The organism is Amycolatopsis sp. NBRC 101858, from assembly GCF_030269325.1.
GTDB lineage: Bacteria > Actinomycetota > Actinomycetes > Mycobacteriales > Pseudonocardiaceae > Amycolatopsis > Amycolatopsis ponsaeliensis.
The window spans coordinates 626,529-652,014 of record NZ_BSTD01000006.1 but is presented as its reverse complement, the minus strand read 5'-3'; the positions used below and the strand labels follow the sequence as shown (position 1 = coordinate 652,014).

The 25,486-nt window shown below is 72.1% G+C and carries 26 protein-coding genes; 12 read left to right on the top strand and 14 right to left on the bottom strand.

Annotated features, from left to right (window positions below; all coding sequences use genetic code 11):
* Positions 1 to 8: 8 nt before the first annotated feature.
* A complete protein-coding gene (locus QSK39_RS42225) occupies positions 9 to 800 on the bottom strand; it encodes an isocitrate lyase/PEP mutase family protein (protein WP_285483411.1) in 792 nt (263 codons plus the stop codon).
* A gap of 38 nt (positions 801 to 838) precedes the next feature.
* A complete protein-coding gene (locus QSK39_RS42220) occupies positions 839 to 2,353 on the bottom strand; it encodes an FAD-dependent oxidoreductase (RefSeq protein WP_285483410.1) in 1,515 nt (504 codons plus the stop codon).
* A gap of 92 nt (positions 2,354 to 2,445) precedes the next feature.
* On the opposite strand from QSK39_RS42220, the gene QSK39_RS42215 reads away from it, so the two are divergent.
* A complete protein-coding gene (locus QSK39_RS42215) occupies positions 2,446 to 3,141 on the top strand; it encodes a TetR/AcrR family transcriptional regulator C-terminal domain-containing protein (protein WP_285483409.1) in 696 nt (231 codons plus the stop codon).
* Here QSK39_RS42215 and QSK39_RS42210 read toward each other — a convergent pair.
* Genes QSK39_RS42210 through QSK39_RS42200 form a run of 3 tightly spaced genes read right to left on the bottom strand, consistent with a single transcriptional unit; the run spans position 3,138 to position 5,015 of the window.
* Entirely contained in the window at positions 3,138 to 4,544 is a 1,407-nt protein-coding gene (locus QSK39_RS42210) for an MFS transporter (RefSeq protein WP_285483408.1), read from the bottom strand. The two genes, QSK39_RS42215 and QSK39_RS42210, sit on opposite strands and share 4 nt — an antisense overlap.
* Before the next feature lies 1 nt (position 4,545).
* A complete protein-coding gene (locus tag QSK39_RS42205; RefSeq protein ID WP_285483407.1) occupies positions 4,546 to 4,863 on the bottom strand; it encodes a VOC family protein in 318 nt (105 codons plus the stop codon).
* The gene (locus QSK39_RS42200) at positions 4,863 to 5,015 is read right to left on the bottom strand and encodes a ribbon-helix-helix domain-containing protein (RefSeq protein WP_285483406.1); all 153 of its coding nucleotides are present in this window, start codon (positions 5,013 to 5,015) and stop codon (positions 4,863 to 4,865) included. The genes QSK39_RS42205 and QSK39_RS42200 overlap by 1 nt, the downstream gene beginning before the upstream one ends.
* A 101-nt stretch (positions 5,016 to 5,116) precedes the next feature.
* Here QSK39_RS42200 and QSK39_RS42195 point away from each other — a divergent pair, with 101 nt between their 5' ends.
* Complete coding sequence (locus QSK39_RS42195) at positions 5,117 to 5,851, top strand: ferritin-like domain-containing protein (protein WP_285483405.1); 735 nt, start codon at positions 5,117 to 5,119, stop codon at positions 5,849 to 5,851.
* Here the strand turns inward: QSK39_RS42195 and QSK39_RS42190 are convergent.
* Positions 5,848 to 6,387 (bottom strand): TetR/AcrR family transcriptional regulator, encoded by a 540-nt coding sequence (locus tag QSK39_RS42190; RefSeq protein WP_285483404.1) that lies wholly within the window; start codon positions 6,385 to 6,387, stop codon positions 5,848 to 5,850. The genes QSK39_RS42195 and QSK39_RS42190 overlap by 4 nt on opposite strands.
* A gap of 77 nt (positions 6,388 to 6,464) precedes the next feature.
* Here QSK39_RS42190 and QSK39_RS42185 point away from each other — a divergent pair, with 77 nt between their 5' ends.
* Positions 6,465 to 7,076, top strand: coding sequence for an FMN-dependent NADH-azoreductase (locus QSK39_RS42185; protein ID WP_285483403.1), 612 nt, complete (start codon positions 6,465 to 6,467; stop codon positions 7,074 to 7,076).
* A complete protein-coding gene (locus QSK39_RS42180) occupies positions 7,076 to 7,396 on the top strand; it encodes a DMT family transporter (protein ID WP_285483402.1) in 321 nt (106 codons plus the stop codon). The genes QSK39_RS42185 and QSK39_RS42180 overlap by 1 nt, the downstream gene beginning before the upstream one ends.
* Before the next feature lie 83 nt (positions 7,397 to 7,479).
* On the opposite strand, the gene QSK39_RS42175 is transcribed toward QSK39_RS42180, so the two are convergent.
* Positions 7,480 to 9,495 carry a prolyl oligopeptidase family serine peptidase gene (locus QSK39_RS42175; RefSeq protein ID WP_285483401.1) on the bottom strand — a complete coding sequence of 672 codons (2,016 nt, stop codon included), beginning with the start codon at positions 9,493 to 9,495 and terminating at the stop codon, positions 7,480 to 7,482.
* A 172-nt stretch (positions 9,496 to 9,667) separates the two neighbouring features.
* On the opposite strand from QSK39_RS42175, the gene QSK39_RS42170 reads away from it, so the two are divergent.
* Positions 9,668 to 10,624, top strand: a complete 957-nt coding sequence (locus tag QSK39_RS42170) for a neutral zinc metallopeptidase (protein WP_285483636.1) — start codon at positions 9,668 to 9,670, stop codon at positions 10,622 to 10,624.
* Here QSK39_RS42170 and QSK39_RS42165 read toward each other — a convergent pair.
* A complete protein-coding gene (locus QSK39_RS42165; protein WP_285483400.1) occupies positions 10,617 to 11,189 on the bottom strand; it encodes a TIGR03086 family metal-binding protein in 573 nt (190 codons plus the stop codon). The genes QSK39_RS42170 and QSK39_RS42165 overlap by 8 nt on opposite strands.
* Positions 11,190 to 11,267: 78 nt before the next feature.
* Between QSK39_RS42165 and pdxR the strand changes: the two genes are divergently transcribed.
* The 3 genes from pdxR (at position 11,268) to QSK39_RS42150 (ending at position 13,636) form a co-directional block, all read left to right on the top strand.
* A complete protein-coding gene (gene pdxR, locus QSK39_RS42160; protein ID WP_285483399.1) occupies positions 11,268 to 12,683 on the top strand; it encodes a MocR-like pyridoxine biosynthesis transcription factor PdxR in 1,416 nt (471 codons plus the stop codon).
* Positions 12,680 to 13,102, top strand: coding sequence for a hypothetical protein (locus tag QSK39_RS42155; RefSeq protein ID WP_285483398.1), 423 nt, complete (start codon positions 12,680 to 12,682; stop codon positions 13,100 to 13,102). The genes pdxR and QSK39_RS42155 overlap by 4 nt, the downstream gene beginning before the upstream one ends.
* A 102-nt stretch (positions 13,103 to 13,204) precedes the next feature.
* Positions 13,205 to 13,636, top strand: coding sequence for a CBS domain-containing protein (locus QSK39_RS42150; RefSeq protein WP_285483397.1), 432 nt, complete (start codon positions 13,205 to 13,207; stop codon positions 13,634 to 13,636).
* Positions 13,637 to 13,682: 46 nt separating this feature from the next.
* Here QSK39_RS42150 and QSK39_RS42145 read toward each other — a convergent pair whose 3' ends face one another.
* Complete coding sequence (locus QSK39_RS42145) at positions 13,683 to 15,239, bottom strand: DUF4139 domain-containing protein (protein ID WP_285483396.1); 1,557 nt, start codon at positions 15,237 to 15,239, stop codon at positions 13,683 to 13,685.
* A gap of 83 nt (positions 15,240 to 15,322) precedes the next feature.
* On the opposite strand from QSK39_RS42145, the gene QSK39_RS42140 reads away from it, so the two are divergent.
* Both QSK39_RS42140 and QSK39_RS42135 read left to right on the top strand, forming a co-directional pair.
* Entirely contained in the window at positions 15,323 to 17,131 is a 1,809-nt protein-coding gene (locus QSK39_RS42140) for a Xaa-Pro dipeptidyl-peptidase (protein WP_285483395.1), read from the top strand.
* Positions 17,131 to 17,769 (top strand): YdcF family protein, encoded by a 639-nt coding sequence (locus tag QSK39_RS42135; protein ID WP_285483394.1) that lies wholly within the window; start codon positions 17,131 to 17,133, stop codon positions 17,767 to 17,769. Before QSK39_RS42140 ends, QSK39_RS42135 begins: the two co-directional genes overlap by 1 nt.
* Here QSK39_RS42135 and QSK39_RS42130 read toward each other — a convergent pair.
* On the bottom strand, positions 17,766 to 18,407 hold the full coding sequence (locus QSK39_RS42130) for a response regulator (RefSeq protein ID WP_285483393.1): 642 nt from the start codon (positions 18,405 to 18,407) through the stop codon (positions 17,766 to 17,768). The genes QSK39_RS42135 and QSK39_RS42130 overlap by 4 nt on opposite strands.
* Positions 18,404 to 19,516 carry a sensor histidine kinase gene (locus tag QSK39_RS42125; protein WP_285483392.1) on the bottom strand — a complete coding sequence of 371 codons (1,113 nt, stop codon included), beginning with the start codon at positions 19,514 to 19,516 and terminating at the stop codon, positions 18,404 to 18,406. Before QSK39_RS42125 ends, QSK39_RS42130 begins: the two co-directional genes overlap by 4 nt.
* A gap of 96 nt (positions 19,517 to 19,612) precedes the next feature.
* Between QSK39_RS42125 and QSK39_RS42120 the strand changes: the two genes are divergently transcribed.
* Positions 19,613 to 20,467, top strand: coding sequence for a M23 family metallopeptidase (locus tag QSK39_RS42120; RefSeq protein WP_285483391.1), 855 nt, complete (start codon positions 19,613 to 19,615; stop codon positions 20,465 to 20,467).
* A 158-nt stretch (positions 20,468 to 20,625) separates the two neighbouring features.
* Entirely contained in the window at positions 20,626 to 21,750 is a 1,125-nt protein-coding gene (locus tag QSK39_RS42115; protein ID WP_285483390.1) for a DUF4192 domain-containing protein, read from the top strand.
* Positions 21,751 to 22,495: 745 nt separating this feature from the next.
* Here QSK39_RS42115 and galE read toward each other — a convergent pair.
* The 3 genes from galE to QSK39_RS42100 all read right to left on the bottom strand — a co-directional run bounded on the left by galE (position 22,496) and on the right by QSK39_RS42100 (position 25,476).
* Entirely contained in the window at positions 22,496 to 23,476 is a 981-nt protein-coding gene (galE, locus tag QSK39_RS42110) for a UDP-glucose 4-epimerase GalE (RefSeq protein ID WP_285483389.1), read from the bottom strand.
* A gap of 102 nt (positions 23,477 to 23,578) precedes the next feature.
* A complete protein-coding gene (gene galK, locus QSK39_RS42105) occupies positions 23,579 to 24,763 on the bottom strand; it encodes a galactokinase (protein ID WP_285483388.1) in 1,185 nt (394 codons plus the stop codon).
* Entirely contained in the window at positions 24,760 to 25,476 is a 717-nt protein-coding gene (locus tag QSK39_RS42100) for an iron-dependent transcriptional repressor DtxR (protein WP_284741136.1), read from the bottom strand. The genes galK and QSK39_RS42100 overlap by 4 nt, the downstream gene beginning before the upstream one ends.
* Between the last annotated feature and the right edge of the window lie 10 nt (positions 25,477 to 25,486).

Below are 25,486 nucleotides of genomic sequence, written 5' to 3'. Positions count from 1 at the left end.
CACCCGGGTCAGCCGAACGCCCGCTGCAGCTCCGAAATCGGCGGCAGGTCGCCGACGAAGCCGAAGCGGCCCGCGCGCATCTCGCGGGCTCCGTCCATGAAGGACTTCAACGCCAGCCGGGACAGGGCCGCGCCGATGCTGATGCGGCGGACGCCGATCTCGGCCAGCTGCTCGAGCGTGATCGACGGGTCGGCGAACCCCATCACCACGTTGACCGGCTTGTCCACCGAGGACACCACCGCGCGCATCTCGTCCAGCGTCTTCAACCCCGGCGCGTACAGCACGTCCGCGCCCGCCTCGCCGAAGGCCTGCAGGCGCTTGATCGTGTCGGCGAAGTCGTTCGCGCCCCACAGCTGGTTCTCGGTGCGGGCCGTCAGCACCACCGACCGGGCGCGGGCCGTCTCCACCGCCGCGCGGACGCGGTCGACCGCCAGGCCGAAGTCGTAGATCGGTGCGTCCGGGTCGCTCGACTGGTCCTCGATGGACACCCCGGCCGCGCCGGCGTCGGCCGCCGCGTCGATCGTCTTCGCGGCTTCTGCCGGGTCGTCGGCGAAGCCGTTCTCGAGATCGGCGTTCACCGGCAAGGGTGTCGCCTCGGCGATCTCCCGGACGTTGGCCAGGACCTCCGCCCGGGTCGCGCGGGTCCGGCCCACCACGTTGGCCACGCCGAGGCTCGTCGTGGCCAGGGCGTCGAAGCCGAGACTCGCGAGCAGGCGGGCCGTCCCGGCGTCCCACGGGTTCGGCAGCAGGAAGGGCTCGGGCCGCTCGTGCAGCGCCCGGAACTCGTCGGCGGTCGTCATGCGTCCACCTTCCTCCCGGGACGGCCGGCGGACAACGGTCAGCGAGCCAAGACGCGCACCGCCGCCCCGGCGGCCTCGTCCGGCCGCCCTCGCCACGCGATGAAGTGGTCCGGGCGCACCAGCACCGCGCCGCCGTCCGCGATTCCCGTGTCGCGCAGCCATTCCTCGTCCTCGACGACGTGCACGTCGTAGTCACCCGCCGGTGCCGCACCGGGCCCGGTGAGCAGGGCCAGCCGACGCCCGACGAGATCCAAAGTGGACACCTCGGGTGACACCCACGCGTGGGGGAGCCGTGACCCGGGTGTCCCGTCGAGCACGACGTCCTCGGTGGACGGCAGCCCGGCCCGGGCGCCGAGCACCGCCGCCGAGTCGTAGCGGTAGCCGAGGTGGACGACCGGGGCGTTGACGACGCCGGCGGCCGCGCGGGCCGCCGCGGCGGACGGGCCCTGCTCCCAGTGCAGGCGGGGGTCCTCGAGCCGCCGCAACGCCTGGTCGAGCGCCAGCGCCGCCACCGGACGGCGTTCGGCTTCGTAGGTGTCCAGCAGCGCCGGGCCCGCGACGCCGTCGAGCACCGCGGCCAGCTTCCAGGCCAGGTTGTGCGCGTCGGCCACGCCGGTGTTCGCCCCGAACGCCCCGAGCGGCGGCACCGCGTGCGCCGTGTCGCCGGCGAGGAACACGCGCCCGGCGCGGAACCGGTCGGCCAGCAGCCCGCGCACCCGCCACGGCAGCACGCTCAGCACCTCGACGGCCAGGTCGGGGACACCGACGGCGGCCCGGATCAGCGCGGCACAGCGCGACGGCGGGAACGCGTCCACCGGCTCGTCGCCGAGCTCGGTGTGGAAGATCCAGTCCTTCTCGGCGTCGACGGTCACCAGCATCCCGGGCGACTCGGGCGTCGTGATCGTGCAGTTCGCGAAGTGGTGGCCCTTCGTGTACGGCGTCAGGTCGGCGCGGAAGAGGATGTTGAGCAGGGGCTTCCCGAGCGCACCCGGCCCGGTCGTGCCGATGCCGAGCGCCGCCCGCACCGCACTGCGGCCGCCGTCGGCCGCGACCAGGTACTCGGCGCGTTCCGTGCGCCGCCCGTCCGGGCCGTCGAGGACCGCCGTGACGCCGGTGTCGTCCTGGTCGAACGACACGAGCGTGGTCGAGTACGCGACGGTCGCGCCGCGTTCGCGCGCCGCGGCGAGGAGCACCGAGTCGAGCCGGTCCTGCGGGCAGGTGCCGCGCAGCACGCTCGGGCTGTGCCGGGAAGCGGCGAGGTTCGGGGTGTTCGGCACGGCGGGCGGTGTGTCGGGCAGGTCGGCCGTGGCCAGCGTGGGGGCGTAGATCTTGCCGAGGGTGGCGGTGCGCCGGATGGCGACCGCTTCGACGGCGTCGGCGACCCCCGCCTGACGGAGGAACTCCAGGGTGCGGAAGCTCAGGCCGGTGGCGCGCGGGTGCGTGGACGGGCCGTCGGCGCGTTCGACGACGAGCGCGCGCACGCCGTGGTGGGCGAGGAAGAGCGCGGTGGACAGGCCGACGGTGCCGCCGCCGGCGATCAGCACGCGAGTCATGGTTACCCCCAAGTTATGGCTACGGTGTTCTCGCTACGGATACACCGTAGCCAATCAGGTACGCTGTTCGCAACGAACCCGGGAGGACGACGATGGCGGAGGAGCCCGCGCTGGTCTGGGCGAAGGAGCGGCGCAGTCCGCGGCGCCAGGCCCCGAGCGTCGAGCAGATCGTGCGGACGGCGATCACCATCGCCGACACCGAAGGCCTGCCCGCGCTGTCGATGCGCCGGGTCGCGGCCGACCTCGGCTCGGGCACGGCGTCGCTCTACCGCTACGTCGCGAGCCGCGACGACCTGCTGGACCTGATGATCGACGAGGTCAAGAGCGCCGAAGCCACCGAGCTCACCGGGGACTGGCGCGCGGACCTGGAGGGCGTCGCCCGGCAGGTCCGCGCGACGCTGCTGCGGCACCCCTGGCTGAGCGGCGAGATCCCCGGCCGCCCGGCGCTGGGGGCGAACTCGCTGCGCCGCCACGAAGCCGCCCTCACGGCGGCGGCCCCGCTGACCGGCGACATCACGTTCGTCGCGGGGGCGGTGGACGTGGTGCTGGCGTACGTCTTCGGCACGGTGACGCAGGAGCTGGCCGAGCTGCAGGCCCAGCGCCGGTCGGGGCTGACGAAGGAGCAGTGGCAGGCGAGCGTCGGCCCGTACATCCGCGAAGTCATCGAGAGCGGCGAGTACCCGCAGTTCTCGCGCCGGGTGATCGAGGGCGAGGACCGGAGCGCGGAAGAGGTCTTCGAATTCGGCCTCGGCTGCGTGCTGGACGGCATCGCCGCCCGCGCCCGTTAGACCGCGGGCGCGGTGCGGCGGCCGCGGATCGCGGACAGGACCGCGGCGGCGAGCATGATCACCGTCAAGGTGTAGAAAGCCGTGCTCAGCCCTTCGGTGAACACTGTCGCGAGGGGACCGTCCAGGCCGGCCGAGCCGACGAAGATCGCGAACGCCGTGCCGCGCGGGATCGCCTGGGCCGCCACCAGGATCGCCGTCGTGAACGAGAAGACCATGCCGATGCTCGCGAACGTCCGCAGCACGCCCGAGGCGATGCCCAGCCGCTCGGGCGGGCAGGCCTTCATCACCGCCGAACTGTTGGCGGGGTAGAAGAAGCTGCCGCCGATCATGATCACGACGTTGCCGAGCGCGGGCAGCCACAGGCTGCTCGTCGTGGTCATCCGGGCGAAGAGCACGAGCGCGACGACCGAAAGACCCAGTCCGGCGGTTGCGGGGAGCACCGGGCCGAGGCGGTCGGCGAGGCGTCCCGCATACGGCCCGGCCGCCGCGCCCAGCACGTACCCCGGCAGGAGCAGCAGCGAAGCGTCGATCGGGCTCAGGCCGCGCGGGCCCTGCAGGTACATGATCACCAGGAACAGCACCGCGAAGCTGCCGAGTCCTTGGAGCAGCGACGCCAGCAGTGACGGCGCGACCGCGGGGATCCGGAACAGCGACAGGTCCACCGTCGGGTCCGGGTGCCGCAGCTCGATCACCACGAAGACGCCGAGCAGCACGAGACCGCCGACCAGGTAGAGGAAGTGTGTCCAGCGCAGCGGTTCCGCGGCCAGCGACGTCATCGCCCACGAAACGCCGAACAGGCCCAGGCCGAGCGTGACCATGCCGGCGACGTCCAGCCGGCGGCGCTTCCGCTCGCCGCGGTCGCGCAGGACGCGCCCGGCCAGCACCAGCGCGGCCACGCCGATCGGCAGGTTGATCCAGAAGATCCAGCGCCACGACACCGACGTCACGATGACGCCGCCGAGCAGCACGCCGACCACCGAGCCGACGGAGTAGCCGAGGGCGTTGAACCCGTAGGCGCGGCCGCGTTCGGCCGGCGGGTACAGCTCGGAGATGATCGCGCCGCTGTTGGCCGCGATGAGTGCCGCGCCGAGGCCCTGCAGGAGCCGGAACGCGATGATCGTCGCCGCGTCCCAGGCCAGGGCGCACAGCACGGAGCCGGCGACGAACACCGCGAACCCGGCGCGGTACATCCGCACCCGGCCGAAGAGGTCGCCGAGCCGCCCGAGCTGCGTCGCGAGCACCGTGACGACCAGCAGGTAGCCGACGACCACCCAGGTGACGGCCGACAAGGAGATGCCGAGGTCGGCCTGGATTGCGGGCAGGGCGAGCACGACGATGGTGCCGTCGACGGCCGCGACGAGCACCCCGATCATCACGACGAGCATCCCCAGCGAGCGCTGCACGTCAGCTCCCGGCCTGGAGGATCCACTCCCGCCCGTCGGGATCGCGGACGGTCATCTCGCGGGTCCCGAAGTGGGTGTCCTCGAAGGGGGAGACGACCTCGACGTCGGGCGTCGCGTCGCTCGCGGTCTTCAGGACGAGCTTCATCCCGGTCGGCTCGCTCTCGGGCACCTCGGCGATGAACAGGTACGGCCCGTCGCCGTTGCGCAGGAGCCCCGAGTTGTGGTCGGTGGCGAAGTCGAGCTCGAACCCGAGGGTCTGGAAGAACTTGGCGGACTTACCCCAGTTGTGCGTCTCGAGGTACACGGCTTCGATGGTCATCACTTGTCTCCTTCGGTGGCGAGGTACTGGCGAAGCGCCTCGGTGACGAGCGCCGACAGCGACTGCCCGGTGTCGACGGCGTGGTGCTTGACCTCCCGGATCAGGTCCACGGGGAGGTACACGTTGAACTGCTTGACGTCCTTGTCCGCCATGACAGGATGCTAGCATCCTAACTTGGTAGCGCGTCAACCTTCACCGGATCTCCACCGCGGACGCTCGGGAAATCCACGACCGCGGGGGAGGATCGGGCGCGATGAACTGGTTGCGGGAATTCGAAGAGGAAGCCGAACGCCGACGCCGTCGCGAGGATCCGCCCTGGGTGCGCGGGGCCCGGCTGCACCCTGACGTCGCACGGAGCATCCAGCGGTTCCAGGTCGGCGAAGCCGGGGACGGCGCGAACCTCATCGCGAAGGCCGGTGACGGTGAGTACCTCGCCGCCGTGAAGCTCTTCGTCGCCGAAGAGCAGAACCACGCCCGGATGCTCGCCGAACTCCTCGCGGCCGCCGGAGTGCCCACCATCGCGACGCACTGGTCCGACACCGTGTTCGTCCGGCTGCGGCGGGCGCTCGGGCTGCGGCTGGAGCTGATGGTGCTGCTGATCGCCGAGGTCGTCGCGCTGCGGTACTACCGCGCCCTGCGCGACGGCGCGGGCGACCCGCTCGTCACGCAGGTCGCCGCCCGGATCCTCGCCGACGAGGAGCGGCACGTGCCCTTCCACTGCCACCGGCTGCGGCTCGGGTTCGCGGGTCTCTCCAGGCCGGTGCGCGCCGCGGTGTTCGGGGCCTGGCGAGTGCTGCTGCTCGGCGTCGCGGTCACGGTCGCCGCCGACCACGGTCCGGCGCTGCACCGCCTCGGCGTCGGACGGCTCGTCTTCGTCGCCGACGTCCTCACCGCCTTCGAAGCCGCCCTCGGGCGGATCCGCGGTGAAGAGCCGAAACCGAAGCCGCGGTACATGCCGAAGCGCGCCCGGCCACGCGGGCTCGTCTAAAGGAGGCCGGCCAGCTCCTTCAGCGACGCCGTGATGCGCTCCGGTGTCACGCCCTGCGCGCGCTGGTGCAGGTACAGCTCGGGGGCGAGCGGTGCCAGCAGGACGTCGGCCAGGACGTCGGGGTCGGCGGTGCCGGCCGCCAGGACCCGGACGTGCACGCGCCAGAAGCCGTACGCGCCCGTCGTGAAGCGGGAATGGCCCACTTCCGTGCCCAGCACCAGGTGCGCGTGCCGCTCCAGCAGCTCCACCATCGCCGCGTAGAACGCCGCCAGCCGCTCGGCCGGCGGCGCGCCCGGGCCCAGCGGTGGGTCGCCGCGCAGCAGGGACTCCTGCAGCCGGCGTTCGTGCTCGTCCAGGAGCGCGACGGCGATCGCCGCGCGGTCGGGGTAGCGGCGGTAGAGCGTGCCGCGACCGACGCCGGCCGCTCGGGCGATGTCCTCCATCGTCACGTCGGCCGCGCCGTGGGCGGTGAACAGCTCGTCGGCTGCCGCGAGGATCTTCGCGCGGTTGCGGGCCGCGTCGGCGCGTTCGGCCATGGCGGCAGCCTAGGGAATAAGCGGACGAGGCGTCCAGTTGAAGTCAAGTGGACACCGCGTCCACTTGAGGAGGAACCGTGAGCCACCTGCTGCACCTCGACTCCAGCGCCCGCCGCACGTCGTTCTCGCGCGAGCTGTCCGCGCGCTACGCCGACGCGTGGACCGGCACTCGCACCTACCGTGACCTCGCCGCCGACCCGGTCCCGGTGATCGGCGAAGCGTGGACCGAGATCTGCGACGCGCTCCTGACCGCGGGCATCACCGATCCCGCGCGCTACGCCGACGTCGTCCAGACGCCGGAGCAGCGGAAAGCCTGGGCGATCGTCGAACCGCTGCTGGCCGAGCTGCTCGAAGCCGACGTCGTCCTGATCGGCGCGCCGATGTACAACTTCTCGATCCCGGCCGCGCTCAAGACGTGGATCGACCAGGTGACGTTCCCGCGGATGTCCTTGCGGGGCAAGGCGTTCGTCGTCGCCGGCGCCCGGGGCGGGACGTACGCGCCGGGGACGCCGCGAGCGCCGTTCGACTACCACGAGCGCTACCTGCGCGACTTCTTCGCCGGGCACTACGACGTCGACGATGTCCGGTTCGTGCACGCCGAGCTGACCAACGCCCTGGTCGACCCGCACCTCGCCGCGCGTGACGGAGAGCGGGCGGCATCGCGTGAAGCAGCACTGGCGGCGATCTGATGGGCTGGGTGACGCTCGTGGCCGCCGGGCTCGTCGAGATCGCCTGGTCGCAGAGCATCAAGCCGACGGAGAACTTCACGAAGCCGTGGCCGACGCTGCTGTGCTTCGTGCTCGGCGCCGCGGCCGTCTACCTGCTGTCGCGCGCGATGGACACCGTCCCGGTGGGCACCGCCTACGCGGTGTTCACCGGGATCGGCGCCGTCGGCGCGATCGTGCTCGGCGTCGTCGTGACCAAGGACCCGCTCAGCGTCGGGCGGGTGGCCGCGCTGGCCCTGATCGTCGGCGGCGTCGTGCTCGCGCGCGTTACCAATCCGACCTAAAGTAGGCCGGCCCCTGAGTGGCAGGCAACCGTTGCCACGAAAGCCATCCGGCCGTGACTGTGGTCGGATTGGTAACCAACGGCTCAGTACTTCGTGAGCTGCTCCCATAGGAACTCGAACACCAGCGCCCACTTGAACGCCAGCTGCTCGTTGTCGGCCGCGGCGCCGTGGCCGCCTTCGATGTTCTCGTGGTAGCGGACGTCGTGCCCCTGCTCACGCATGCGCGCCACCATCTTGCGGGCGTGAGCGGGGTGCACGCGGTCGTCGCGCGTGGACGTCACGAACAGCGACGGCGGGTACGAGCGTCCACTGTGGACGTTCTGGTACGGCGAGTACTTCGAGATGTACTCCCATTCCGCGGCTTCGTCAGGGTCGCCGTACTCGGCCATCCACGACGCGCCGGCCAGCAGGAGGTGGTAGCGGCGCATGTCCAGCAGCGGCACCTGGCTGACGATCGCGCCGAACCGCTCCGGGTAGCGCGTCAGCATGACGCCCATCAGCAGGCCGCCGTTGCTGCCGCCCTGGATCCCGAGCCGCTCCGGCGTCGTGATGCCGCGCTCGACCAGGTCCGCGGCCACGGCGGCGAAGTCCTCGTACACGCGGTGCCGCCGCGCTTTGATCGCCTGCGTGTGCCAGCTCGGCCCGTACTCGCCGCCGCCGCGGATGTTCGCGACGACGTACGTGCCGCCGCGCGTGAGCCAGCCGCGGCCGATCATCCCGCTGTAGGACGGCGTCAGGGAGACCTCGAAGCCGCCGTAGCCGGTCAGCAGCGTCGGCCCGCCTTCGGCACCGGACGGCCGGACGACGAAGTACGGGATCTTCGTGCCGTCCTCCGACGTCGCGAAGTACTGCGCGACGTTCATGCCCGAAGCGTCGAAGAAGGCCGGAGCCTGCTTCAGCACCTCGACCTCTTCGCCGACGTGGCCGTAGCTCAGTGTCGACGGTTGGAGAAACCCGCTGGAGTTGATCAGGTACTCGTCGCTGACGTCGGGATCGGTGTCGAAGATGTCCGCGCTGCCGAACTCCGGCCCGCCGGACAGCGGTTCCTCCGCCCAGCCGTCCGGGCCCGGCGTGAGCGTGCGCAGCTCGGTGCGGACGTCGCGCAGCAGGCCGAGCAGCAGGTGGTGGCGCGTCCAGGCCCAGTAGTCGAGCGAAGTGTGCTCGTCGGGCGTGAAGAGCGTGGTGAACGCGCGGCCGCCGGCCATGAAGTCGTCGAACCGGATGCCGATCAGCGACCCCGCCGGGTGGTCCACGCCGCCGACGGTCCACCCCGTGCGCGGGCGCACCAGCAGCCATTCGCGGTGCACGGACGCGCTCGCGTCGTCCGGGACGTCGATCTTGACCAGTGCTTCGGGCGTGCGCAGGTACAGCTCGGAGCGGTAGAAGTCGATCGAGCGGCTGACGAAGTCGCGCTCGAAACCCTCGGTCGGGTCGTGGGACGCACCGATCGAGACGTCGTCGGGCTTGCCCTCGTACACCGTGGTCGCGGCCTCGATCGGCGTGCCGCGGCGCCACTCCTTGCTCAGCCGCGGGTAGCCGGAGCTGGTCAGCGTGCCCGGGCCGAAGTCGGTGCCGACGTAGACGCGGTCTTCGTCGATCCAGCCGATCCGGGTCTTCGCCTCCGGCAGCGTGAAGCCGTCTTCGACGAACTCGTGCGCGTCGAGGTCGAACTCGCGCACGACCGTGGCGTCGGCGCCGCCGCGGGACAGCTCGACCAGGCCGCGCCGGTAGTCCGGCCGCAGCACGGTGGCGCCCTGCCAGACCCAGTTCTCGCCCTCGGCCTCGGCCAGCGCGTCGACGTCGAGCAGCAGCTCCCACTCGGGCTCGGCCCGCCGGTAGGACTCCAGCGTCGTCCGCCGCCACAGGCCGCGCGGGTGGCTCGCGTCCTGCCAGAAGTTGTAGAGGAGCTCGCCGCGGCGGCGCACGTACGGGATCCGGTCGTCGGCGTCGAGCACCTCGCGCAGCTCGTCACGCAGCTCCGCGAACCGGGCGCCGGTGGTCAGCTCCGCCAGCGTCTCGTCGTTGCGGGTGCGCACCCAGCCGAGCGCGTCATCGCCGGTCACGTCTTCCAGCCACAGGTACGGGTCCTCGACACTCATCCCGACAGTTTCGTACGTCGACGGTCCTGGTGGCCACCGGGCGGCGTTTTCGTTTCGTGATCCTTCCCTCTTCGGGCGTCCGTATGCTGGTGCCATTGAGCAGGGGGAGAACGTGACCGACACCGACGGACCGGCTCCGCCGGGGCGCTCCGGACCGCCATCACCGCCGCCGATGGTGGCCCGGACCCCCGAACCCGCCTGGGTGCCCGAGCCGAACCCGTGGGCGCCGAACTGGGCCGCCGCGCCACCCGTGCCGATCGCCCCGCCGCGCAGCCGGCTCTGGGGCGCCGTCGCCGGGGTCATGATCGTCGTGCTGGCGATCTCGTTGATCGCGGCCACCATCCCGCGCCGGGTCGACGGCCACGCGGTCGTCGCGCAGGGCGTCGACACCGGCCGCGCGTACGGCGGCGGCACGGACGGGAAGCCCGCGCAGCCCGTGCCGGAGCTGGCCCGCAACCCGCTGCTCTCCGACGCCATCACGCCCGGGCCCGCCACCTGCTCGCTGCCCGACCTCGGCCGGGCCGCCACGCAGCTCAAGGCCTACTACAACGCGCTCGTCGGCTGCCTGGAGCAGTCCTGGCGCCCGGCACTGCAGAAGGCGAACGAGCCGACGCTGACCGCGACCGTCTCGGTGACCCTGCCCGAGCACAGCGCGTGCGGCGAAGCGCCGACGGAGAACGAAGCCGTCGCCTACTACTGCGGCGGCGACACCACGATCTACGCCCCGACCGACTGGATGCTGTCCGACGCCGGGCTCAACAAGGCCCGGCACATCGCGACGCTCGCCCACGAGTACGGCCACCACGTCCAGCGCGAGAGCGGCATCCTGTCCGCGGCGGCCGACAAGATGACCTCGCCGGACGAAAACAGCACGGCGGACAAGGAGGTCGTCCGCCGGATCGAGCTGCAGGCGAACTGCTTCGGCGCGTTGTTCCTGGCCGCGGTCGCCGGCTCGGGCTCGATCAGCCGGTCGCTGGCGAACGCCGCCGTCGCCGACTACGGCCGCGCCAACGACAGCGACACCCACGGCTCGCGCGAGCACCAGCTGTCCTGGGCCAAGGCCGGCTACGACGTCAAGACCACGAAGGCTTGCGACACGTGGAGTGCCGCGCCCGCCGACGTCAGCTGACGGTCCACGCCGGGTCACGGCCGAGGAGGGCGAGGAACCGGTCGAGTTCGCTCGCGTCCGCTTCGGTCGTGACGCGGTGTGCGAACGAGCCGTTCTTCTCGCGGCCTTCGTCGGGGATGTGCTCGGCCAGCTGCAGCGCGGCGCTCACGGCTTCGGCGTCCGGCTCGTAGGCCAGGCCGAGCGTGCGGGCCAGGTCCCAGCCGTGCGCGACGGTGTCGACGAGGTGCATGTGCGCGGCGATCGTCCCGGGGAACGTGCCGAAGTGGTTGATGGTGAGCTGCCGCTCCAGCACGGCGTCGTCGGCCATGGCGTCGAGGAAGTCGTCGACCGATGCCCGGTACGCGGCGTGCGCGTCGTCGCCGAGGTCGCCGGCGTCCCAGTCCGGCGCCGAGCCTTCGCGGGCCGCGGTCGCGAAGGCGTGGTTCTCGCTGACCTGGTGACGCAGGAGGTCGGCCAGGGTCCAGCCGGCACACGGGGTCGGGCGGGCGAGGTCGGCGGGCGTGGCCGTGGCGACGATCTTGTCGAGGACGAGCAGGCTGCGGCGGTCGAGTTCGCGGAGATCCATGCTTCGCACGCTAGGCGGGCCAGCGGACCACGAACAGTGCCAAATCCGCGCCACTTCAGGTGTGCCAATCTGGGACTCGTGGACGTGCACATCGACCTGACCGGGACGCGCGGGCACCGCGACGCGATCTACCGGCAGCTGCGCGCGGCGATCCTGGACGGCCGGATCCGGCCCGGCGAGGCGCTGCCGCCCACGCGGGAGCTGGCGCAGCGGCTGGCGGTCTCGCGGACGACGGTCAGCGCGGCCTACGACCGGCTCACCGCCGAGGGGTTCCTCGCCGGGCGCGTCGGCGCGGGCACGTTCGTCACGGCTTCGGCCTTGACGCGCCGCCCCGCGCCGTCCGCGGTTTCGGGCGTGCGGCCGCTGCCGGAGTGGGACGCGCTGCCGTCGCCGCCCGCGCCGTTCGCCCCGGCGCCGGAGTTCGACTTCCGGCCCGGCGTCCCGGACCTGACGCGGTTCCCGTTCGACACCTGGCGGCGGCTCGTCACGCAGCGGCTGCGCGCGGGCCAGGCCGACCTGATGACCTACGGCGACCCGCAGGGGCTCGCGTCGTTGCGCGCCGAGATCGCGCGGCACATCGGGGTCTCTCGGGACGTGCGGGCGAGCGCGGACCAGGTCGTCGTCACCGCCGGGGCCCAGCAGACGACGGACCTGGTCGGGCGCGTGCTGCTGCGCGCGGGGGACATCGCCGCCGTCGAGGACCCGGGCTACCCGCCGCCGCGGCTGGTGCTGGCCGCGCGCGGCGTGCGGGTCGCGCCGGTGCCGGTGGACGCGTCCGGGATCGTCGTGAGTGCCATTCCACCGGGGACGCGGCTGGTGTACGTGACGCCGTCGCACCAGTACCCGCTGGGGCTGTCGATGTCGCTGGAGCGGCGGCTCGAGCTGCTGGACTGGGCCGAGCGGACCGACGCCGTCGTCGTCGAGGACGACTACGACACCGAGTTCCGCTACACCGGACGTCCGCTGGAACCGTTGCACAGCTTGGATTCCCGCGGCCGGGTCGTCTACGTCGGCTCGTTCTCGAAGGTGCTTTCGCCCGCGCTGCGACTGGGGTTCCTCATCGCGCCGCCGTCGCTGGTGCCGGCGTTGGTGAAGGCCCGGTACCTGACCGACTGGCACGCGCCGAACGTCGAGCAGGCGGCGCTGGCGGCGTTCATGGCCGAAGGCGGCTTCGCGCGGCACGTCCGGCGGATGCGGAAGGTCTACCGCGCGCGGCACGAGCTGCTGTCGGGGTTGCTCGCGGCTTCGTTCGCGGATTTCCTGACGCCGTTGCCGTCTTCCGCGGGCCTGCACCTGAGTGCCACTTCCTCGTCCGATCTTTCGTCCCTGGTTCGCCGCGCCCGGCAGGACGGTGTCCGGTTGTATTCGCTGGGGGACTTCGCCGTGGGGGAGCGGCGGCACGGGCTGGTGTTCGGTTACGGTGCGGTCGCGGCCGAGCGGATCGGCCCGGGGCTGGCCCGGCTGCGGGCGCTGGCGGACGAGGGAGCGGCATGACCGACGAGGTGCTGGTGGCGATCGACGCGGGTCTGCGGCAGCACATCGGCGGCGACCGCGCGGGCGCGTACGCGACGTTCACGGCGTTGTGGGCGTCGATCGGCCCGGACGGCGACTCGCTGCACCGCGTCGCGCTGGCACACCACATGGCCGACGTCTGCGACGACCCGGCGGAGGAGCTGGAGTGGGACCTGCGCGCCCTGGCGGCGGCGGGCGCGATGACCGACTCGGCGACGGCGCGTGGTTTCTACCCGTCGTTGCACCTCAACCTGGGTGAGGACTACCGCAAACTGGGTGACCTGACGGCGGCTCGCGAGCATCTCCAGCTGGCGCGGGGCCGTCTCGACGCCCTGTGCGACGACGACTACGCGGCGGGCATCCGCCTGGCCCTGGACGGCCTGGCCGAACGGCTCGGCTGAATCGGTACGAATACCACGAACAAGCCCCGTTTGCCGGACTTTCGCGCACGTCCCGCCGCCCTTACCCTGTGGTGATCCAGCTCACCGACGGGAAGGATCGCCATGCGGATTGCGGATCTGCTGCGCAAGAAGGGGTCGGCGGTCGCAACGGTCACCCCGGAGACCACGGTGACCGCGCTGCTGGCCGGCTTGGCCGAGAACAACGTGGGCGCGATGGTGGTGGTGTCCCCGGAAGGATCGATAGCGGGCATCGTGTCCGAGCGCGACGTGGTCCGCCGCTTGAACGACCACGGCCCCGGCCTGCTGGACGGGCCGGTGTCGGAGATCATGACAAAGCTGGTGGCAAGCTGCGGCCCGGAGGACTCCCTGGACCAGCTGTCGGTCCTGATGACGGAGCGCCGCATCCGGCACGTCCCGGTGCTGGTGGACGGCCGGCTGGCCGGGATCATTTCCATCGGGGACGTGGTGAAGAACCGGATGGAACAGCTGGAGCAGAGCCAGGAACAGCTGGAGGCCTACATCTCGCAGGGCTGAACGACGGCGGCGGCGGTCCCGCCGGGGCCGCCGCCGCGCAGCGCAGTCATTCCCGCCAGCCGGACAGTTCCACACCCTTCGCGACATCCACCCGGTAAGACAACGTCACCGTTTCGGTCTCACCCGCCGCCAGCGTCAACTTCCACGTGTACTCACCCAGCGCCGACGTCTCCACCGGCTCCGGCGACGTCTTCACGTCCTTCACCGTGACCGCGTCATCCCGCGAAACCGGCGCCTGGTCCAACACGGTCACCACGGCTTCCCGAGGCCCGTGGTTGGCAACGGAAATCCGATACTCCGCCTCACGCCGCTTCTGCCCCGACAAAGTCGCCTTCGAAGCCGTCCGCCGCACCAGCTCCCGCTCGATCCGGATCCGGTCGTCCACCCCCAACGCCAACTCGAGCTCCTCACCAGGCGCCCACGGCTCGAGCACTGTCGTCCCCACGAACTCGGCGTCGTGGAACACCGAAGCCCGCCCCGGCCGCAACGCAAAAGAAGACGTGTTCACGACCGTCGCCCGAAGATAAGCCTCCTCGGCCAACACCGGCGCCGTCACGTAACCCAAAACGGCCGTGAGCGAAAGCTGAGCCAACGTCGTCCGGTGCCCCTGAGCGCCGGAAGGTACCGCCACCGGACGCGAAGGCCGGTAGGTCACCGCCGTCGTCCCCTGCTCGACCGAAGCAAGTTTCGGCGCCATCGGCGCAGGCGCGGAAGCAGCGAACCGCATCCGCGCACCCTCCGGAATGCCGCCACCGGAACCGCCGTAAGCCGCCGCCGGAGCTGCCGGGACCGGGTGGACGCGGTCCAGGTACCACGGCGACAACTCCGGGACCACCACCGAAACCGCCGGCCGCGCCGTCGACAACGCCAGCTCGCACTCCGGCCAGTCCTCGCCCGTGTGCTGGCTGACCAGCCCGTACGACGTCACGCCGACCTCGGTCCCGCGCACCCGGACGTCGTAGCCCGGCTCCCAGCTCGCGCCCTGGACCACATAGGACAGTTCCAGCTCCGCCGACCCCGACGGATCCGCGATCTCCAGCTCCACGACCACCGTCGTACTGTCCTGATAGGACTGTCCGCGGTGGGACTCGATCCGCCGGTCGAGCGCGGCGAGGTCCTCGCGCAGCCGGGTGATCCGCTCGGTCAACACCCGCCGGGCCTTCAACGCCGACGCCAGCCGTGAGCTCAGCGCGTCGGTCACCTCCGCGACGCGCGACGGCTCGGCGGTCCCGGCCGCCAGCGCCTTCGCGAAGCTGCCGCCGCTGCGCTTCGCGAGCGAAGTCAGCAGATCCACCTTCATCGTTTCGGCCGCTTCGTCGTCGACGACGCCGTCGAGCGTCGCCTGGTCGGTCCGCCGTTGTTCGACGAGCGTGTGCAGGACGGCATCGGCCGGCGAAGCGTGCTGCTCGGTGCGCACGTCGACGCCGGTGATCAGGGCGGGACCGGTGCCGGTGACGCGCACGGACGCCGGATCGAGGGCCGGGGAGAGCCCGGCGAAGGTCAGGCGGGGCCCGCCGTCGAGCGGGGCCTTGCCCCGGCGGGTGATCCGGGCCTGCTGCGGGTAGACGGTCACGGCGGCGATCGGCGCTTCCACGGTCGGCATGCCCCCGACGTTAGTCTCTTGACACTCCCGAGGCCGGAGCGGAAGTCTCGACACTCGTCCGCTTCGCCCGGCTTGGGGGTTTGATGAAAGCCGCACGAACCGCAGTCCTGCTCCTCGCACTGGCCACCCTGCCGCTCACGGCGGTCACCGCCGAAGCCGCCGACCCGCCCGGCCCGGTCTTCACCGGCGGCCAGGCACAACCGGTCTTCAACCCGGCCGACGTCATCCGCGAAGACGTCTGGGTCACGGCGCCCGTCGACAGCGACCACGACGGCGCCGACGACCTCGTGCACGCCCAGGTCGTCCGCCCGCGCGCGACGACCCAGGGGCTCAAGGTCCCCGTCGTCTACCAGGCCAGCCCGTACTACGCCGGCGGCAACGACATCGCGAACCACGACGTCGACGTCGAGCTCTACGCCCCCGGATACGCCCGCGGCCCGGAAGGCCCGCGCGTCGCCGCGCACGGTGTCGGCCCGGCCGCGCCGATCACCTGGCGCTACCAGGACTACTTCACCGCGCGCGGGTTCGCCGTCGTGTACGGCGAGTCGCTCGGCTCCGGCCTCTCCACCGGCTGCCCGACCACCGGTGACGTCAACGAGACGATCGGCGCGCGCTCGGTCGTCGACTGGCTCAACGGCCGGACATCAGCCCGTGACGCCGCCGGCGCCGCGGCAAAGGCCGACTGGAGCACCGGCAAGACCGGCATGATGGGCGTCTCCTACAACGGGACGCTGCCCAACGCCGTCGCGAGCACCGGCGTCGAAGGCCTCGAGACGATCGTGCCGATCGCCGCCATCTCCAGCTGGTACCAGTACTACCGCAACGACGGCGCCGTCGTCGCGGCCGGCGGTTTCCAGGGCGAGGACGCCGACGTGCTCGCCGAGTACGTCTACACCCGCGAGGACCGGCAGGTCTGCCGCCCGGTGATCGACGGGCTGGCCCGCGACCAGGACCGCGTGACCGGCGACTACACACCGTTCTGGGACGTCCGCAACTACCGCAACGACGTCGCGAAGGTGCACGCGTCGGTGCTCGCGGTGCACGGCCTCAACGACTGGAACGTCAAGACCGACCAGGTCGCGGAGTGGTACGAAGCGCTCAAGGCGCACGGTGTCGAGCACAAGATCTGGCTGCACCAGTCCGGCCACGCGGACCCGTACTCGCTGCGGCGCGACGTCTGGCTGACGACCTTGAACAAGTGGATGTCGCACTACCTCTACGGGATCGACAACGGCATCCAGAACGAGCCGAAGGCGACGATCCAGCGTGAAGACCTCTCGTGGGTCGACGAGGCCGACTGGCCGGCGCCCACGACGGCCGACGTGCGCGTCTACCCGTGGCCTGGCGGCAAGGCGAAGGGCACCATCGACACCCGCAACCCGGTGCCGGGCACGGCGGCCGTTGAGACCCTCGCCGACGATTCGTCGAAGACGATCGAGCAGCTCGCCGGCCTGGCCTCGTCCGGCAACCGGCTGCTGTACGCGACTCCGGCGGCGAAGCAGTCCGTACGGCTCTCGGGCACCGTGCGCGCCGATCTGGCGCTGGCGTTCGACCGGCCCGCGGCGAACGTCTCCGCGATCCTGCTCGACCGCGCTCCCGACGGCACGTCCCACGTCATCAGCCGCGGCTGGACCGACCCGCAGAACCGCACGTCACCGGCCGTCACCGAGCCGATCACGCCCGGCCAGACCTACCGAATCGGCGTCGAGCTGATGCCGAAGGACTACGTGCTCGCGGCGGGGCACCGGCTGGAGTTCCTGCTGGCGTCCAGCGACCACGACTACACGCTGCGGCCGAAGCCGGGCGCGGGACTGGCGCTCGACCTGACCAAGACGTCGGTGACGCTCCCGGTCACGGGCGGCAAGCCGGCCCTGCGAGCCGCGTTCGGCTGATGCTGCCGGAGCGTCTCCACGCCGACGTCCGCACGTTGTGGGACTACCACGACCTGCGGCACGAGCCACGGCGTTCCGACGCCGGGATCGGGCTGGGCAGCCGCGATCCCGGCGTCGCCGTCCACACGGCGGAGCTGTTCCACGCCGGGCAGTTCCCGCTGGTCGTGTTCACCGGAGCCAACGCGCCGACGACGGTGGAGCGCTTCCCGCGCGGCGAAGCGGTCCACTACCGCGAGATCGCGCTGGAGCTCGGCGTGCCCGACGAGGTGATCCTGGTCGAACCCGAGGCGCGCAACACGGGGGAGAACGTCGAGTTCACCAGGCGGCTGCTCGCCGGGCGGGAGATCCGGTCGGTGACGCTGGTGACGCGGCCGTACCAGCAGCGAAGGGCCTACGCCACGGCGAAGCGGCTCTGGCCCGGCGTCGACATCGTGTGCGCGTCGAAGGCGGTGACGTTCGAGGAGCACCTGACCGGCGAAGAAGACGCCGACCGGGTGATCAGCATGCTGGTCGGCGAGACGCAGCGGATCACCGCCTACGCGGCGCGGGGCTTCGCAATCCCGCAGCACGTACCGGACGGCGTCGAGCGAGCGTTCGGCCGGCTCGCAGCGGCCGGGTTCACGCAACGCATGCTCTAGTCCGCGATGCCCGTCCGGTAGGCGAAGGCGACCGCCTGCGCGCGGTCCCGCAGCCGGGCTTTGGTGAACAGGTGGTTCACGTGGGTCTTCACGGTCGCCTCGCTCACCACGAGCGTGCGCGCGATCTCCGTGTTCGACAGGCCCGCCGCGATCAGCCGCAGCACCTCGATCTCGCGCGCGGTCAGGCCTTCGATCTCCTTGACGCGCTGGGGTGTGCTGCGGGTGGCGGCCTCGACGAGCCGCCGCTGCAGCTCGCCGTCCACTGTGGACTGGCCGGCGGCCGCCGAGCGCAGCGCCCGGGCGATCGCCTCGGCGTCGGCGTCCTTCGTGAGGAACCCGCGGGCGCCGGCGCGCAACGCGGCCAGCAGCGACTCGTCGTCGGCGTACGTGGTCAGCACGACGACCTCGGTGCCCGGGTGCTCGGCGCGGATCCGCTCGGTGGTCTCGACGCCGTCGCAGCGCGGCATCCGCAGGTCCACGAGCACGACATCGGGGTGGTGCTCGGCGACGAGGTCGAGAGCGGCCAGGCCGTCGGCGGCGGCGCCGACCACCTCGACGCCGGGCAGCAGCCCGAGCAGCGTGACCAGGCCTTCCCGGACCACCGCCTGGTCGTCGGCCAGCACGACGCGCAAGCTCACGCCGGCACCGTCAGGTGAATCCGCCATCCGTCCTCCCCCGGCCCGCTCTCGAAGCGCCCGTCGAGCAGCGCGACCCGTTCGCTCATCCCGCGCAAACCGTAGCCTGCCGCCGGCGCGTCCAGTGGGCGCCTGCCCTGCCGGTCGGCGATGGTCAGCGCGACGCTCCCGGAGCCGTAGTCCAAGGTGACGTCGACCTCGGCCTGCGCGGCGTGCTTGCGCGTGTTGGCCAGGGCTTCCTGCACCGCGCGGACCAGCGCGGTGCCGACCGCCGGGGCGAGTTCACGCGGCTCGCCCTCGATCGTCAGGTCCGCCCGGGCCCCGCTGTCCAGCCGGTAGGCGGCGAGGAGGTCCGCGATCGTGCGTTCGACCGGGACGGCGTCCTCGCGCAGCGCGGCGACGGCCTTGCGGGCTTCGGCGAGGCCGTCCGACGCCAGTTTCTGCGCCCGTTCGATCTGCGCGACGGCGTCCGGGCTCGCCCCGTCGCGCACCAGCATGAGCCGCGCGCCCTGCAGGTTGAGGGACAGCCCGGCCAGCGAGTGCGCCAAGACGTCGTGCAGCTCGCGGGCGATGCGGGTCCGTTCGGCCAGTGCCGCCGCGCGGGCGTGCTCCTCGGTCGCCGTCTGCGCGCGGGCCAGCGCCAGCTCGGTCTGCTCGAGCCGGGCCAGCCGGGCTCGCCGGTTCAGCCCGAGCAGCACGATCACGGCGACGATCGTGTACGTCGGCAGGGCGCCGTCCCAGGCGTGGTGGTAGCTCGCCCAGAACGTGATCGCGGCCAGGTCGATGCCGATCGCGAGCAGGATCGGCAGCTTCGGCTGCCAGAGCACGACGAAGAAGGTGGTGCTGAACATCGTCACCGACGCCCAGCTGTTCGGCACGATCGCCCACAGGGTGCCCGCGGTCGCGATCACGGTGATGCTGACGACAGGCAGGAAGCGGCTGCCGCCGGCCTTGAAGATCCACAGCAGCGGGAGGGACAGGGCCAGGGTGATCCCGATCAGGATCCACGAGAGCGTGTTCGCCCGGGGCATCGCGGCGAACATCGGCACCGCGACGAGCCCCCAGCGCACCCAGTCCTGGGCCTGGGGGAGCCCGGGTCGTGTGGCGATCATCTTCAGAGTCCTCCGCTGGGTGCTTGTACGGAAAATGTACCGACGAGGGCTTCGCTGTGCGGTGTCGAGATGTCCGCTTCGTCAGGAGGTTTCCCCATGTCCAGGTTGCGACGGCTCGCCGTGTTCGCCGCCGCCGCGGCGCTGCCCGCGCTCGGCCTCACCCTCGCCGGCTCGGCGACCGCGTCGGCCGCGCCGAACTTCCAGGTGCCGTTCAAGTGCGGGGTCACCGTGACCGCGGCGACGTTCAGCGGGCACAGCCCGGAGTACTCGGTCGACTTCCAGAAGTCGGGCATCACGGGCATGCCGGTGCTGGCCGCGGCGTCCGGCACGGTGACGCGGGTCGCCGACGAAGGCAGCACGAGCTACGGCAAGTGGATCGAGGTGGACCACGGTAGCGGCTGGCGCACCCGGTACGCGCACCTGTCGGCCCAGGAGGTCTCGGTCGGGCAGTCGGTAGCCGGCGGCAAGGAGCTCGGCAAGGCGGGCGCGACCGGCGGTGTCACCGGCCCGCACCTGCACTTCGAAGAGCGGCTGAACGGCGTGGTGCAGAAGGCGAAGCTGAACGGCGTCGCAGTGCCGTACTACGGGCACACGGACTTCACGAGCAAGAACAACTGCGGCGGCAACCCCTACTCCGCCGAAGAGGTCTGCGGCTCCGGCTTCTCCGTCGTCGACCAGCAGGCGCTGGCGGGTTCGTCCGGCACGACGTACCTGCTGTACAACGCCTCCACCAAGGCGAACTGCGTGACGACGCTGAAGGCGACGTCGCTGGGCACGGCGAGCCCGGTCTCGGCGTTCCTCGAGGTCCAGGGTGCGGCGCGGGTGACCGACTCCGGCAGCTTCACCTACTACGCCGGACCGGTGAAGAAGACCGCCGACGCGACCTGCGTGAAGTGGGGCGGCTCGGTCGGCAGCAACACCTACGAAAGCGGCTTCGAGCACTGCGGCTGAGCCGGGCCGGTCGGTGGGGCCGGGCAGCATAGCCCGCCCCACCGACAAGAACCCGCCGTCCGGCCGGCTCCCGGCCGGATCCGTCCATATCGGCCCCGCCCATCCACAGATTTGCCGCCACCGCCCCATCCGGCCCCGGCTTGCCCCACCGTGGAGGCATGACCACTGCCACCCCGACCGGCCGTCGGCCGGTCGACCTCCGAAGCCCCGCGCAGCTGCTGGCCGCGCTCCCTTACCTGATCGGGTTCCGGCCCGCGAACTCCGTCCTCCTGCTCGGCCACCGGGCCCCCGTGGGCGACCGGCTCGGCCTGGTCCTGCGCGGCGATCTCCCGCGCCGCGAAGACCGGGCCCACCAGGCCCGGGCGCTCGCCCCGAGGTTCGCCTTGGCCCCGCACACGGGCGTGACGCTGGTGGTGGTCGGCGGCCGGCGAAGACCCGGCAGCCCGCCGCCGCACGCGGGCTTCGTCAAGCTGCTGGGTGACGAGCTGGGCGAGCTCGGCCTCCCGGTGCTGCACGCGATGTGGGTGCAGGACATCGACGAAGGGGCACCGTGGGGGTGTTACGCGGACCCGGACTGCGGCGGGGAGCTGCCGGACCCCCGCGCGACGGTGGCGGCGGCGGTCGCGACGGGCGGCGGCTCGGTGGCGTTCGACAGCCGTGACGAGCTGGAATCGCTGCTCGCCCCACGATCACCGGAGGCACTCGCCCGCCGGGCCGAGTCACTGGCCCGGCTGTCGTCTCTGCCCTGGCCGGACGCGACGTGCGTCGCCGAGGCGGCATCGGCGATCCGAGCGGCGTTCGAGCGCCGGTTGCGCGGCTCAGAGCCGCCGACGGACGAGGAAGCGGTCGCGCTCGCGAGCGCGCTGACCCTCCCGGAGATCCGGGACGCGTGCCTGGGAATGGCGGTCCCACCCCACACCCCGGCCGCACGTGAGGCGGAGCGCTTGTGGCTGACGTTGGTCCAGGAGCTCCCAGCCCCGGAACGCGCGGAGGCGGCAACGCTGTTGGGATACACGGCATTCATGCGCGGCGACGGCACGTTCGCGGGCATGGCCCTGGAGAACGCACTGGCGGCAAAGCCGGACCACGTACTGGCCGGGTTGCTGAAGACGGTGCTGGACCACGGCATGCCACCGGGGCAGCTGCTGGGCTTGGCCCTGACAGCGGACCCGACGGGCTTGTCAGGCTTCGGCCTGGCCCCGGAGGATTTCGGAGAGCCCGACGCGTGGCTCCCGGTGAGCGTCGCGTGTGGACGCTCAGAGTTCGCGGTGGAGCCGGGCTGATCGGGGCGCGTGCGCCTGGCGGCTTTCGCGCTTCGCGTGCCAGGCAATGGACTGCCGCTGCCTGGCACGGCCGGCAATCTCAGCCCTGCCGAGCCTGGGTGATGGTGCCCGCCCGACACATCGCAGGCGAGTGCCTCCTGCGTTCCGGAGCACCGCTACGCGGCGGCAGCCCGAGCTCCGCCGAGCCTGCGGGACGGCGCCCACCTGCTCGGCACATCGCGGCGGGCGCCTCCCGCGCTCCGGAGCACCACTTGGCGGCGGCAACCCGAGTTCCGCCGATCCTGCGCGATGGCGCCCACCTGCTCGGTACATCCAGCGGGAGCGTCCCGCGCTCCGGAGCACCACTTCGCGGCGGCGGCCCGAGCATCGCGCATGGTCCCGGTCAGCTCGGTCCGCTTTCCGCCCGGCTCTCCCTGCGCCCGCTCGCAGGATCAGCCGGGATTCGCCGGCGGGCTGCTTGTCGCGGCGGCACCCAGAACGTCGGGCCTGGGTGAGGTTTCCCAGCGCCACAAACGATCCCGGCCGGCTTGGGTGGCGTGGCTCCGGCCTGACTCGTCCTGCGTTTGCTTGCGAGCGAGCGCGGGATCGGCTGGCCTGTGCCTCAGCCCTGTCGAGCCTGGGTGAGTTCCCAGGCGTCGCGCGCGGTCCGACCTGGGTGAGTCGCGGCTTCCGGCCCCGCTTTCCTGCGCTCGCTCGCGGGCGAGCGAGCGCAGGAACGGCCGAGCAGTCCGAACGCCCGGCAGCCTCAGCCCCGCCGAGCCTGGGTGAACTCCCAAGCGTCCCGCACGATCCCGGTCAGCTCGGTCCGCTCCGGCTTCCAGCCCAGCTCTTCCCGGGCCCGGTCACTGGCCGCCACGAGCACCGATGGGTCGCCCGCCCGCCGTGGCGCCACCTCGGCCGGGATCGCGTGGCCGGTGACCTCGCGGCATGCCTCGATCACCTCGAGAACGGAGAACCCCGTGCCACTGCCCAGGTTGTAGATGCGGTGCGTACCCGCCGTCGCGTGCTTCAGCGCCAGCAGGTGCGCGTCGGCGAGGTCCACGACGTGGATGTAGTCGCGGATCGCCGTGTGGTCCGGCGTCGGGTAGTCGTCGCCGAAGATCTTGATCTGTTCGCGGTCGCCCGTGGCGACCTGGAGGACGAGGGGAATCAGATGGGTTTCCGTGGTGTGGCGCTCCCCGAACGCGCCGTACGCACCCGCGACGTTGAAGTACCGCAGGCTCACCGCCGCCAGCCCGTGCGCGACGGCGAAGCTGGTGATCGCGTGGTCGATGGCGAGCTTCGTCGCGCCGTAGGTGTTGGTCGGCCGGGCTGGCGCGGACTCCGGGATCGGCGACTGCTCCGGCTCGCCGTAGGTCGCCGCCGTCGAGGAGAACACCAGGCGCGGCGTGCCGTGCTCGCGCATGGCCTCGAGCAGCCGCAGCGACGTGACGACGTTGCCTTCCCAGTACTTCGCCGGCTCCGTCATCGACTCGCCGACCAGCGACTTCGCCGCGAAGTGCAGCACGCCGTCGAAGCCCTCGCGCAGCAGGCTGCCCGCCACCTCCGCCGCGTCACCCTCGATGAACCGCGCGTCTGGGTGGACGGCGTCGGCGTGGCCGGTGGACAGGTCGTCGACGACGGTGACCTGGTGCCCGGCCTCGATCAGCCGGGCGGCGCAGACACTGCCGACGTACCCGGCTCCGCCCGTCACGACCAGTTTCAGGGCGTTGCTCTGCTCCGACACGTCCAGGCCTTCCTGCCGAGGGTGGTGACTGTGCGCCACAGTCTTCCCTCCGGGCGACGCGCGGGTCCGCGCGGGGGTTGCCCCGGACGGACCCGCGCGGCCTCAGCGCTCGTCGCGCCCGGCGCCGCGGGAGGGCACCGCGGTGAACATCCGCGGCCGTCGGTAGCCGGCCTTCTCGTACGCGGCTTCGACGGCCGCCTTGACCGCGTCCAGGTCGGCGTCGCGGACCAGCGCGATCGCCGACCCGCCGAAGCCGCCGCCGGTCATCCGCGAGCCGAGGGCGCCTGCCGCCCGCGCCGAGTCGACCGCGAGGTCCAGCTCGGCCGTGGAGATCCGGTAGTCGTCGCGCATGCTGACGTGCGAGGCGTCCAGGTACGGGCCGATGTCGGCCAGCCGGCCGGCGCGCAGCAGCTCGACCACTTCGAGGACCCGCTGGTTCTCGGTGACGACGTGCCGCACCAGCGGCACCAGGTCGTCGGGCAGCCGATCCAGGGCCGCGGAGAGCCCCTCGACGGTGATGTCGCGCAGCGCCTTGACGCCGAGCAGCTCGGCGGCCCGCTCGGTGCCGCGGCGGCGCTCGCCGTACCCGCCCTCCGCGTGCGAGTGCTTCGTGCGGGTGTCCATGATCAGCACCTGCAGCCCGGCTTCGGCCAGGCCGAACGGCACCTGCTCCTGCTCGCCCGACCGGACGTCGAGGAACAGCACGTGCGATTCGGTGCAGCAGAGGGACGCCGTCTGGTCGAGCAGGCCGGTGGGCGCGCCGACGAAGTCGTTCTCCGATCGCTGGACCCACCGGGCGACCTCGGGCCGCGTCGGAACGCGGTCGCCGGAGGAGCCCAGCTCCAGCCCGGCCAGGCCCAGCAACGCCAGCGACACCGCGCACTCGAGCGCGTGGGAGGAGGACAGCCCCGCTCCCGACGGCACGTCCCCGGCGATGACCAGGTCGGCGCCGGCCGAAAAGCCCTGGTCGCGCAGCACCCAGGCGACCCCCGCCGGGTACGCGGCCCACCCGTCGACGGTGCCCGGCGCCAGGTCGGCGATCTTGAGGTCGCCGGAGCGCTGGAGCTGGCCGTCGTCGCCCAGGGTGGCCACGGACAGGACGCCGTCCTCGCGGGGTGACGCCGCCGCGGCCAGCCGGTGCGGCAGGGCGAACGGCAGCACGAAACCGTCGTTGTAGTCGGTGTGCTCGCCGATCAGGTTGACGCGCCCCGGCGCGGACCACACACCGGCGGGCTCGCCGCCGTGCACCGTGCGGAACGCCGCCGCGGCCTCCGAAGCCGGGCTCACCTGGCCAGCGCCAGGACGGCGTGCAGCGCGGAGCTGGCGACCTGGGCGGTGGTGTCCCCGCCGGTGACCTCGACGGTGCCGCCGTTGGCCCGGCCGATGGTGACCGTGCCGCCCGGCACGATGCCGACGGACTTGAGCTCGGTCATCAGCGACTCGTCCAGCTGGACGTGCTCGGCGATGCGCCGGATCTCGACGCGGCCGCCGCCGGTGCGGGCGAACTCGTCGAGCCGGACGAGGTCGGCCTCGGCCGGCGGGGCCGGGTCGCCGTCGCCCAGCTTGTCCAGACCGGGGATCGGGTTGCCGTAGGGCGAGGTGGTCGGGTGGTCGAGCAGCTTCACCAGCTTGCGCTCGACGGCCTCGCTCATCACGTGCTCCCACCGGCACGCCTCGTTGTGGACGTGCTCCCACTCGAGCCCGATGACGTCGACGAGGAGGCGCTCGGCCAGGCGGTGCTTGCGCATGACGGCGATGGCCAGTTCGCGGCCGTGGTCGGTCAGCTGGAGGTGCCGGTCGTCGGCCACGACGACCAGCCCGTCGCGCTCCATCCGGGCGACGGTCTGACTCACCGTCGGGCCGCTCTGCTGCAGGCGCTCGGCGATGCGGGCGCGCAGCGGGACGACACCTTCTTCTTCGAGTTCGTAGATCGTACGCAAGTACATCTCGGTGGTGTCGATGAGATCGTTCACGCTGTCCCCTTCGTCCGCGTTGCTCATCGTAGTCGTT

Excerpts from the sequence above, each read along its gene's own strand:
- QSK39_RS42225 (WP_285483411.1), bottom strand. The coding sequence starts at position 800 with ATGACGACCGCCGACGAGTTCCGGGCGCTGCACGAGCGGCCCGAGCCC.
- QSK39_RS42220 (WP_285483410.1), bottom strand. The coding sequence starts at position 2,353 with ATGACTCGCGTGCTGATCGCCGGCGGCGGCACCGTCGGCCTGTCCACC.
- QSK39_RS42215 (WP_285483409.1), top strand. The coding sequence starts at position 2,446 with ATGGCGGAGGAGCCCGCGCTGGTCTGGGCGAAGGAGCGGCGCAGTCCG.
- QSK39_RS42205 (WP_285483407.1), bottom strand. The coding sequence starts at position 4,863 with ATGACCATCGAAGCCGTGTACCTCGAGACGCACAACTGGGGTAAGTCC.
- QSK39_RS42200 (WP_285483406.1), bottom strand. The coding sequence starts at position 5,015 with ATGGCGGACAAGGACGTCAAGCAGTTCAACGTGTACCTCCCCGTGGAC.
- QSK39_RS42195 (WP_285483405.1), top strand. The coding sequence starts at position 5,117 with ATGAACTGGTTGCGGGAATTCGAAGAGGAAGCCGAACGCCGACGCCGT.
- QSK39_RS42190 (WP_285483404.1), bottom strand. The coding sequence starts at position 6,387 with ATGGCCGAACGCGCCGACGCGGCCCGCAACCGCGCGAAGATCCTCGCG.
- QSK39_RS42180 (WP_285483402.1), top strand. The coding sequence starts at position 7,076 with ATGGGCTGGGTGACGCTCGTGGCCGCCGGGCTCGTCGAGATCGCCTGG.
- QSK39_RS42175 (WP_285483401.1), bottom strand. The coding sequence starts at position 9,495 with ATGAGTGTCGAGGACCCGTACCTGTGGCTGGAAGACGTGACCGGCGAT.
- QSK39_RS42170 (WP_285483636.1), top strand. The coding sequence starts at position 9,668 with ATGGTGGCCCGGACCCCCGAACCCGCCTGGGTGCCCGAGCCGAACCCG.
- QSK39_RS42165 (WP_285483400.1), bottom strand. The coding sequence starts at position 11,189 with ATGGATCTCCGCGAACTCGACCGCCGCAGCCTGCTCGTCCTCGACAAG.
- QSK39_RS42155 (WP_285483398.1), top strand. The coding sequence starts at position 12,680 with ATGACCGACGAGGTGCTGGTGGCGATCGACGCGGGTCTGCGGCAGCAC.
- QSK39_RS42150 (WP_285483397.1), top strand. The coding sequence starts at position 13,205 with ATGCGGATTGCGGATCTGCTGCGCAAGAAGGGGTCGGCGGTCGCAACG.
- QSK39_RS42145 (WP_285483396.1), bottom strand. The coding sequence starts at position 15,239 with ATGCCGACCGTGGAAGCGCCGATCGCCGCCGTGACCGTCTACCCGCAG.
- QSK39_RS42140 (WP_285483395.1), top strand. The coding sequence starts at position 15,323 with ATGAAAGCCGCACGAACCGCAGTCCTGCTCCTCGCACTGGCCACCCTG.
- QSK39_RS42135 (WP_285483394.1), top strand. The coding sequence starts at position 17,131 with ATGCTGCCGGAGCGTCTCCACGCCGACGTCCGCACGTTGTGGGACTAC.
- QSK39_RS42125 (WP_285483392.1), bottom strand. The coding sequence starts at position 19,516 with ATGATCGCCACACGACCCGGGCTCCCCCAGGCCCAGGACTGGGTGCGC.
- QSK39_RS42120 (WP_285483391.1), top strand. The coding sequence starts at position 19,613 with ATGTCCAGGTTGCGACGGCTCGCCGTGTTCGCCGCCGCCGCGGCGCTG.
- QSK39_RS42115 (WP_285483390.1), top strand. The coding sequence starts at position 20,626 with ATGACCACTGCCACCCCGACCGGCCGTCGGCCGGTCGACCTCCGAAGC.
- QSK39_RS42100 (WP_284741136.1), bottom strand. The coding sequence starts at position 25,476 with ATGAGCAACGCGGACGAAGGGGACAGCGTGAACGATCTCATCGACACC.